Raw genomic sequence first — 9,346 nt, forward strand, 5'->3', positions numbered from 1 at the left:
GACCGGATGCTGGGGCGGCATCAAATCTGCCAGTCCTACTAGTATCAGCTGCACCCGCTGTGATTTGGGTGAATACTGTTGTAGTTGGACAGATTGTGCTAGCTGGACCATCTGTGTATCTAATATCGATATCAGCTTCGAATATTCCTGCGTCTGGTGCAATTTCAGTCATTGGACCGAATTGTCTGGTTGCATTGGCGTTGTTATCTGCAACGTCAATTGGACCTGGCAATACAGAATCACCACCTGCATAACCTAGTACGACTACTGAAGAGCCTCTGAGAACAGAGACTTTAACAGGTCCTACTGGTTTGGTTGCGGAGGTGTTGTTTTGACCGATTTTATCTTCACCAGATGCGGATGTATCAAAGTCTGGATCGTTTACTCTGACGTGAATAGTTAGATCTCCGTCTATAAGGAACTCACCTCCACCAGTTTGTAGGCCGGATGTTGAATCCATACCTGTCTGGTGGATTGGGAAGATAGATCTTCCTGATGGAGTTGTTACTGAGGTAGAAGCAAAGTTTGATGGGATACCAAATGGTACCGGATAAACTGTTCTATCTAGACTTACTGAACCTGTGTTTGCACGTACACCTGCGGAATCACCTACTTCGATGGTTTCGCCAGATGCATCTCTGAAGTCAACATAGTTGACTTCTATATCAAGACCAGTTACAGTTGTAGCTGTAGTGGCACTTGGTGCACACCATAACGATGGAATTTGGAAATCACCAATAAATGTACCTGTTGCAGATCCGGTTTCAACTAGAGTAAATCCAGTTGCAAACAAACCTGTATCAGTTACACCTGCGTTTGTCAATGATGTTAGACATGCGCCTGTTGGAGTTTTCCATGTACTATCGTCAAAGGTAATATCTAGTAATCTACCCAAGTCATCTCCGTTAGATAATCTAACTGATGTTGAGTTGTTTCCAACTGTATCAGCTAAAGTACCTGGGAAAGTGGATGGGTTTACTACAGTATAGATATCAATAAGATCAGAGTCTACGTTAAGATCTACGTCTTGCACTGTTACAGTGACTGTGTCAGCTGTCTTGAAGTTATGACTGTTAAATGAAACAATACCAGAGTGAGCTGGAGCTGCTTGTTGAACTGAAACTTGAGTTGTAACACCATCTGCACCTAAATCATTATAGTTGATTCTTGGAGAATCTTCATTATCCAAGTCTTCAATCACAATGAAAGTTGGATCATTGGCAATTGGAGATATGTTAGCATAGGTATTTTGATTAAGAATGTTCAGTTGATTCAACATGATATACTCTACAGTACCTGCAAAGGTACTTGTGTTATCACCTGTCTCTTCTAATTCAAATCTGATGATTTGATTTGCAATTCTTTCGTTTTGCTTCAATCCATCATTTATGAATCCAAAAGAGAAGAAATCAGCTACAATTGTATCAGGAGTGTTACCGCTTAATGCTAGATTTCCTCCGTTATTAACAAACAACAAACCAATGTTATTGGTTGATGCAGTTGAAGAGAATATTCTACTATTAGCGGTTGTTGCATTCAATATTGTTAAGCTTTGTGGGCTAACATCATTTGCAATTAGCAACGCACCTACGCTTTGATTAACATGTCCAGTGGAGTTAATAATTTGTCCATTTGCACTTGTGCTGTTTAATAGATAAACATCGAAAGTGCTTGTGGAGTTGATACTTCTAAGATCTAAGTTTAAGAAGTTAAATCCATGGAATGTTTGACCAAAGCTAGGATTTCTGATAGAATTTTTAAGTTCACCATATGTTGTTTTCAAGTCTACAACAAGAGCATTGACATAACCGTTGGTATTACTAACGCTAGTAGAGTTACTCAAATTAGCTCGTTCACTAAACTTCTGTACGGTTATTGTAGAAGTTTGGTTAATTGATTTGAGTGATGAGAAGAGACCAGATCTAAAGAATCCACTCGAGTCTGTGGTTGTTTGATTTACTCCAACCCAGAGAGCGGCCTGTTGATCTGTTCTACCTGTGCCATTTTCACCAATTGTGAATGGATCACCAGTTGTTAAGGCTGGAATCAATGTTACATTTGGATTATTGACATCAAGGTCTTCATCAGCTCTACTATTTTTGTTAGCATCACCATCAACTAGTGTGACTGGAATCTCTTCACCAGAGTTCCATTCACCATCAGTTGGTGTTATGCTTATTGTTGCAAAGTCAAATCCTATAAGTACAGTTTTTGGAACCTCATTATAATTAATAGTTGCAGATGTGCCTCTTTTGGCGCTATCTGTAATTAATAATGCTGATATATCTGATTCATCATATGTACCAAATATACCAGAGTTTGGTCCTTGTTCAGTAATTGTGACTGGTTGAGTATTTCGACCTAAGCCATAGCCTGCAAGGTTTGTTGCAGAACAGACAGATGCATCTTGTGTACAAGAGTCGAGATCGGAATCATCGTTATCTTGTAGTGTCAAAACTGCGGTTCCACTGTTTTGTTTATCTACGTTTACGATCAATATACCATTATTTTCTATCATCAATGATGTTAGGTTTCCTTTGATATTAGTAATACCAGCTGGAACACCTGCACCGGCTAAACCGCCATTCTCGTTGAAGACTTGATAGTTTACAGACAATGCGTTTTGAGCATTACCTGTGCTACCTGGAGCAGTGGCATTAGTACCAAATGTCCAAGAATCTTCATCGGTTGGGTCGATGTTAAGCCATAAATCAGTAATTGTTGCGTGAACTTGTGATTTTTGAGTGTACTTTGCTTTATCCAAATCTACTTTGGCGAATTGATCAACTGAATCAAAAGTAAGTGTTGTTGATTGAACACCACCACCTTTGTTATAGCTGACTACAACGTTGCCAGTTGGATTTAATGTATACAATTGTACAAATGGCCACAAACCTGCTAAACCGGATACTGTTCTTGTATTATTAAATCCGATTTGACCGGGTGAAACATTTGTATTTGTATTGATAGTTTTTGGTTCTCTTACAACATTGTTTGTTCCGTTTCTTTCAGCACCACCACTGACAAACAAGCCTGCATTAGTACAAGCTGCAGTGATTACACCGCCTGTACTAGTACCATTTTGTCCACCGTTTGCAACAGCTACTGCTGGAGTTGTTGGTAATGCGATACCGGATGTATCAGTTGTTGTAAAGCCTAAGACACTAGCACCAGAAGCTGCTGTACAGAATGTACCGAAGTCTAATCCGGTTCCGGCTGGATGGCCTACAACTGTAAAGTCTGCTTTCATAGCTTGGTCTCTATCTGCAAAGTAACCATACCAGTTTCCATCTACGGCTTGAGCCATTCTAAGCTTTTTGCCGTTAACTTTAACGTCTGGTTCACCTTTACCCTGATCTGTATCATTAATTGAAGAATCAATCACAACTACTTCAATGACCTGAGGTCCTGACATGTAGTTATTGAACTGTGAGTTTTCTGCGGATACAAATAGGTTAGCGTTAGCTGCATGTGCTACAGGTACCATTGCTGGTACTACTGCAAACATACCGCCTGCTAACATAATTGTCATTAATGTAAGACTAGTTATTTTTCGTCCTATTTCGTTATTCATGTTATTGGTTTTTCTCTTTAAAATTTGTATATAAGGCTAATGGACGAATTGTCCACAAATCACGTTTTTTTTGTAGAAATTTCATACCTGTAGGGCAGTATGATGTAATTATTTGATTTTTTTTTATAGATATTATAATCTTACCATATTTTTTAATTAAGATATAAAGATCTTCTGTAATTTATAAGAATATTTGTAAATATTACATGGTTTTGGTTAATAATGATATTCATAAATTTAATCAACATGACAAAATGTTTGTAAAAGGATTAAATTTTAAACAGTTCAAACTTGGATGATTTATTCATAATAAATTCAAATGTTTTTTTTGACATAATCAATTGCTAATACAGGGGAAGGGTCAATTTTATCCAGCACTGCTTTGTAAATTGATGCGTAATCTAACAAATAGATTAATGTCACAAGTTTGGTTAAAATATTACCAGAAACAGATTCTATTTCTTTAAAATCAATATTTTTTTTAGTCAAATATTTTTTAATTATAATCCACCGTTCTTTAGTTTTGATATAATCATCTTGACCACGAATTAAAATAGGCTGTACAATAGAAATTTTTTCCCATGCAACAATTCCGTTATGAGACGCTTCAATTACATCTTCGATGATTACATGGGATTTAGCATTTTCTTGCAATGATGATTTGAATCTAATTGCAGCTGATTGTAAACCATGTGGATAATAAATCAAAGGAATTCCAGAAATCCAAGCAGCCAATTCTAATGAATGATTTGAGTCAGATAGGTTATTAGAGGAAATATTATGTTTAATAATTTTAAGCTCATTAATGGATTCAATAATTTCATCGTGTGTAATAGGTAAAATAGGACGTAAAATTTTCAAAATAGAGTAAATATATTTGATAAGTGATGCTCTTGGTGAATGAACATATTCTATTTTTCTAAAATTAATTTTATTTTGTTTACAAAATTTTTCCATTTTACCACCAGAAGAAAATACAAGTATTGAACAAGTTTGTTTTGAAGCTGATTCTAATACTGTCATTGTTTCAATAGAATCACCAGAAACGCTAGTTACAATCACCAAAGTATTTTTATCAATCGTTTTTGGAAGTAAATATCCTTTGACTAAAGTTACATGCAGATTACTTTTTGATAAAATTGAAGAGAGTAAATCGCCTACAGCACCTGAACCTCCAACCCCTGCAAAAACAATATGATTAATTTCATTAAATATAACTTCATCATAATTTGATTCGTATGATTTTTTTGCAAGTTCAGGCCATTGATCATAAATTTTATACATTCCTTTTTGATCAAATTTTTTCAAATCAGATAATGTAATCATTATAAGATAAAATTACAGTTTATAATATAATGATTTGTTGTGTTTGTTCCATTAAATCATTCTGAGATACAATAAACTAATTTGTGGGTTTTATTATTTTATTTCCCAGTAGTTCATTATATAGAATAATTGCATCTTTTTCATCTTTTGGTCCAACTATAACAGCAGATCCTTTTTTCATAAAGCTGACATATAGATCATTTGTTCGTAAAGACAATCCAAATTCTCCTTGGTTATCTATTAGGAATCCCTTTTGTTTTGCTATGCCGGTAACAGAATTTACATCAAGATCAAATGTACTGGTAGGAGTAATTGAGAATGTTCTTTTGCCACGATTTCGTCCACATAGTTCCTCCAAAATCAATTCTTCTTTTACTGTCTCTTCTTTTTTCCCAGTTCCACATACAGGACACTCTTCTACTTTAAATGTACGAGTAGTAGTAAAATCAAGATTCTCAATATCCACATGTAATATTTTATCAGACAGACTGGGTTTTTTGCCAGTGATTACTTTGACTGCCTCGGCTACCTCAATTCCCCCAACTATAGATAAAATAGATGGATGTACTCCCTCAAGACTGCATGTTGGCATTGTATCCTCATCAAGTGATGGAAACATGCAATGATAACACGCGCTAGTTCCAGGAATAATAGTAAATATTTGACCAGATACTCCCACTGCAGCTCCTGTAACAAAAGGAATGCCAAATTTCACACATGCTTTATTCAAAGCATATCTTGCATTGACACTATCTAGTGCATCAACTATGACATCGCATCCATCTACAACTTCTAGTGCCGTATAATCATTTACAGAAACAGCTAGTGCTTCAATCTTACAATCAGGATTTAGTTTTTGTAGTTTCTTTGCTGCAACTTCAACTTTGACTTGTCCAACATCGTCCTCATCAAACATTGTCTGACGATGCAGGTTGGATAATTCAATTACATCTCTATCAACAATTCGCAGAGTGCCAACTCCCATTGCCGCAAGTCTTGTAGTTATAGGGTTTCCAAGACCACCAACACCAACAACACAGATCTTAGAATTTTTTAGTTTCAATTGTCCCCCGTATCCAATCTCTTCTAACATTACCTGACGAGAATATTTGTCGAGTTCCTTTTTTGATAGTTCATCAGAACCACCAGCAACTGCAGGTAAAATGTACACCTCATCTCCGTCTTTGAGCAGAGTTTCCATACCATTTGAGAATTTAGAATTTTTTCCATTAATGTAGATGTTAATCAGAGATCGTGGAGTACCATCACCTTCCAAAACTCTACGCTTAAAGTCATCTCCCATAACTTCAGAGATTTTTGTAAATGCGTCTTGTAGCGAATTTGCAGTTATTGGTGTTTTTTTCTCTCCACCTCCAGAATTTAGTACAGATGGGATGGTAAATATGATATTTGCCATTAATTGACTACCGCCGATATTTGTGATACATCTGCTTTCATTACAGTAGGTTTTGGCAAAATTTCCATAATTGCCTCAGTTGCCTTTAATCCGTTTCCTGTAACATAGCATACTACAGAGTCATTTTTGTCAATCTTTCCCTGCTCCACCATCTTTTGCAAAACAGCAACTGAGACGCCACCTGCAGGTTCTGTAAATATGCCCTCAGTCTTTGCCAAAAGCAATATGGCATCCAAGATTTCTCTGTTGTTGCATTCTTCAGCAAATCCATTGTATTGCTGTAATCTTTTTAGAACGTATCTCCCATCTCCAGGATCACCTATTGCCAAGCTCTTTGCAATAGTATCAGGATTCTCAACTGGAATTACCTCTTTGGATTTTTTCTTAAACGCATCAACAATTGGCGCACATCCATGTGGTTGTGCTGCTATCATGTGCATATTGGATACATTGCTTAGTAATGACACTTGTTGTAATTCCTCAAATCCCTTACAAATTGCATTAAGCATTGCACCACTACCAACTGGAACTATAAGTTGATCAGGAACTTGCCAATCAAGTTGTTCTGCAACTTCGTATGCAAGTGTCTTAGAACCCTCCACGTAATGAGAACGCATATTGATATTTACAATTCCAATTCCTTTACTGTCACCAATTTGTGCAGCTATTCTGTTTGCATCGTCATATGTTCCATCTACTGCAATGTAATTTGCACCGTAGGATAATGCCTGTGCAATTTTTGCCATCTCTATATTGCTTGGTGCAAACACATGGCATGGAAATCCAGCTTTAGCTGCATGTGCTGCAGTTGCAGATGCCAAGTTACCAGTAGATGCACAACCTACTGCAGATAATCCAAACTCCTTTGCCTTTGATATTGCAACACCTGCAGGTCTATCTTTAAATGAAAAAGTTGGATTTACAGAATCATTTTTTATGTATAAATTGTTTAATCCTAATTTTTTCCAAGATTGTCTGCCTTGATAAGGGGGGTCATTCCGGCACCAATACTTACAATATTTGATTTGTCTTCTATTGGAAGTAATTCAAAGTATCTCCAATAGGTGTGTTCACGGTTATTGAATGTATTTTTGCTTATTGTGGGAAAATCATATTTTACATCTAGCGGTCCAAAACACTCATCACAGATATACTTGAAAGCAGTACCATACTCTTTTTTGCATTCTCTACATTGCAGTGAAGTTCTAGCCAAGATCAATTCTTCCCTTTAGAGTATACATAAAAAATCCTAATATCAAGTTAAGTAATACTTAATTTTTATACATTAAAAATATACTGGTAATCTTATCTATATCTATGAAAAAACAGAATATCTGTAAATTTTTAATTAAAATTTAGAAGAATTAAATTTTTTAGCAATTTATCAATCATAAGGAAGGTTTTTAGATATTTCTACAAAGTAAAACACATGAAAAAAGGGCTGGTAATAGGCATTACTGGAATTAGTATTTTCATAATTATTGTTTCTATAGTTTTAGTATCTACATCAAAATCAGACTTGAATGAAACATTAGATAATACAGCAAAACCAGAAAAAAGAGGAAATTTATGTTGAAAATACATTAGATAATCTAAGAGATACAGAAACAAACAGTTCAGAGATTCAAAAAAAATATGATGAACTTGAAAAGATTAACTTAGAAAACGAGTATACACCAAACCCAAGAGAATGGATAACTTCAGGACCATTTCAGATTGACCGAAGTAAATATGCAATAGGTGAAAAAATTTTTGTTGTATTAGGAGGATTAAATCCGGATGAAAAAGGTCAGATAGCAGTAATGAGACCATTAAACGCTACTCATTATACAGTTTATCTAACTATCCCTTTTGATGGAGCTGCAAAATCTGCATTTAATTATTATCTAGAACCACAAATTTCAAAGACAAGAGGAATATGTTCAGTTGATGATTTGACAGGAAAATGGGTAATGGTTTTCAGAGGAACAAATTATCCAAATCTGAACTTTGAGATAACAAAAGATGTTGTTCCGGGAACAAAAATAGATCCTGTATGTTAAACTATTTTTCCAAATTATTGTGAAAGCAAACTTTTTCACCAGTATGGCAAGCTGGACCAGATGGGTCTACAAGATAAATGATAGCATCAGAATCACAATCGACTAGTATCTCTTTTACTTTTTGAGTGTTACCTGATTCCTCTCCTTTCATCCAAAGTTTATTTCTTGAACGACTCCAAAACCAAGAGTTGCCAGTTTTTTTTGTAAGCTCCAGTGATTCTTTATTAGTATAAGCAAGTGTGAGAACATCTTTCGTATTTGCATCTTGAACAATCACTGGAACTAATCCATCACTTTTTGAAAAATCAATATCATCGATTATTTTCTTCAATGTCTTAAATCATAGAGTATTGTTTATAATCTTACAGGAATTTTTTTTCTCTTTTAGATGCATCTTTACACCATTTACTCCGTGAATCTGATAATGAAATATTGAGGCTGCCAATACAGCATCAGCATTTGATTCTTTGAAAACATCTACCATATCATCAGGTTTCCCACACCCACCAGAAGCAATTACTGGTATGGATACAGAGTTGACAATTTCCCTAGTCAGTAAAATATCATAACCGTCTTTGGTACCATCTTTGTCAATACTAGTAAGAAGTATCTCACCGGCACCTAACTCATCAGCTTTTTTGGCCCACTCGATTACATCGATTCCAGTTCCTTGTTTTCCACCAAAAATAAATACCTCAAACCAGAATTTTTTTCCATTCTCAGAAAAAAGGTTTTTATCATTTTGAATATCATAGTTTCTTTTAGCATCAATTGCTACAACAACACATTGCCTTCCAAATAATTCCATCAGTTCTGTGATTACTATGGGATTTTTTATTGCACCTGTATTGATTCCTACTTTGTCAGCACCGTTTAGTAAAATGTTTCTTGCATCCTCTAAAGACTTTACACCACCGCCTACAGTAAATGGAATATCAATTACTGATGCAACCTTTCTAACCAACTCCTTGAGGGTTTTTCTCTGCT

7 protein-coding genes and 1 pseudogene are annotated in these 9,346 nt (G+C 35.5%); 2 read left to right on the forward strand and 6 right to left on the reverse strand.

Going from position 1 to position 9,346, the window contains the following annotated elements; genetic code table 11:
• The 4 genes and pseudogenes from BG20_RS07365 to BG20_RS07380 form a co-directional block, all read right to left on the reverse strand.
• Positions 1–3,574 (reverse strand): beta strand repeat-containing protein (locus tag BG20_RS07365; protein ID WP_048097151.1); only part of this gene is annotated, 3,574 nt, incomplete at its 3' end.
• 315 nt (positions 3,575–3,889) lie between these two features.
• A complete protein-coding gene (locus BG20_RS07370) occupies positions 3,890–4,900 on the reverse strand; it encodes an SIS domain-containing protein (protein ID WP_010192966.1) in 1,011 nt (336 codons plus the stop codon).
• Positions 4,901–4,976: 76 nt separating this feature from the next.
• Positions 4,977–6,317, reverse strand: coding sequence for a ThiF family adenylyltransferase (locus BG20_RS07375; RefSeq protein WP_010192967.1), 1,341 nt, complete (start codon positions 6,315–6,317; stop codon positions 4,977–4,979).
• Positions 6,317–7,530, reverse strand: a pseudogene (locus BG20_RS07380) (threonine synthase). The gene BG20_RS07375 and the pseudogene BG20_RS07380 overlap by 1 nt, the downstream one beginning before the upstream one ends.
• A 216-nt stretch (positions 7,531–7,746) precedes the next feature.
• Here BG20_RS07380 and BG20_RS13335 point away from each other — a divergent pair.
• Together BG20_RS13335 and BG20_RS13340 are read left to right on the forward strand one after the other, a co-directional pair.
• On the forward strand, positions 7,747–7,893 hold the full coding sequence (locus BG20_RS13335) for a hypothetical protein (protein WP_238527556.1): 147 nt from the start codon (positions 7,747–7,749) through the stop codon (positions 7,891–7,893).
• Between the two features lie 226 nt (positions 7,894–8,119).
• On the forward strand, positions 8,120–8,359 hold the full coding sequence (locus tag BG20_RS13340) for a hypothetical protein (protein WP_010192970.1): 240 nt from the start codon (positions 8,120–8,122) through the stop codon (positions 8,357–8,359).
• A gap of 1 nt (position 8,360) precedes the next feature.
• Here the strand turns inward: BG20_RS13340 and hisI are convergent, their stop codons facing one another.
• The gene (gene hisI / locus BG20_RS07390) at positions 8,361–8,690 is read right to left on the reverse strand and encodes a phosphoribosyl-AMP cyclohydrolase (RefSeq protein WP_010192971.1); all 330 of its coding nucleotides are present in this window, start codon (positions 8,688–8,690) and stop codon (positions 8,361–8,363) included.
• A gap of 9 nt (positions 8,691–8,699) precedes the next feature.
• On the reverse strand, positions 8,700–9,346 hold a 647-nt coding region (gene hisF / locus BG20_RS07395; RefSeq protein WP_010192973.1), incomplete at its 5' end, for an imidazole glycerol phosphate synthase subunit HisF.

The organism is Candidatus Nitrosarchaeum limnium BG20 (assembly GCF_000241145.1).
GTDB classification, from domain to species: domain Archaea; phylum Thermoproteota; class Nitrososphaeria; order Nitrososphaerales; family Nitrosopumilaceae; genus Nitrosarchaeum; species Nitrosarchaeum limnae.

Bases quoted from the DNA above. Each gene is read 5' to 3' on its own strand.
- BG20_RS07370 (WP_010192966.1), bottom strand. From the start codon at position 4,900: ATGATTACATTATCTGATTTGAAAAAATTTGATCAAAAAGGAATGTAT.
- BG20_RS07375 (WP_010192967.1), bottom strand. From the start codon at position 6,317: ATGGCAAATATCATATTTACCATCCCATCTGTACTAAATTCTGGAGGT.
- BG20_RS13340 (WP_010192970.1), top strand. From the start codon at position 8,120: ATGAGACCATTAAACGCTACTCATTATACAGTTTATCTAACTATCCCT.
- BG20_RS13335 (WP_238527556.1), top strand. From the start codon at position 7,747: ATGAAAAAAGGGCTGGTAATAGGCATTACTGGAATTAGTATTTTCATA.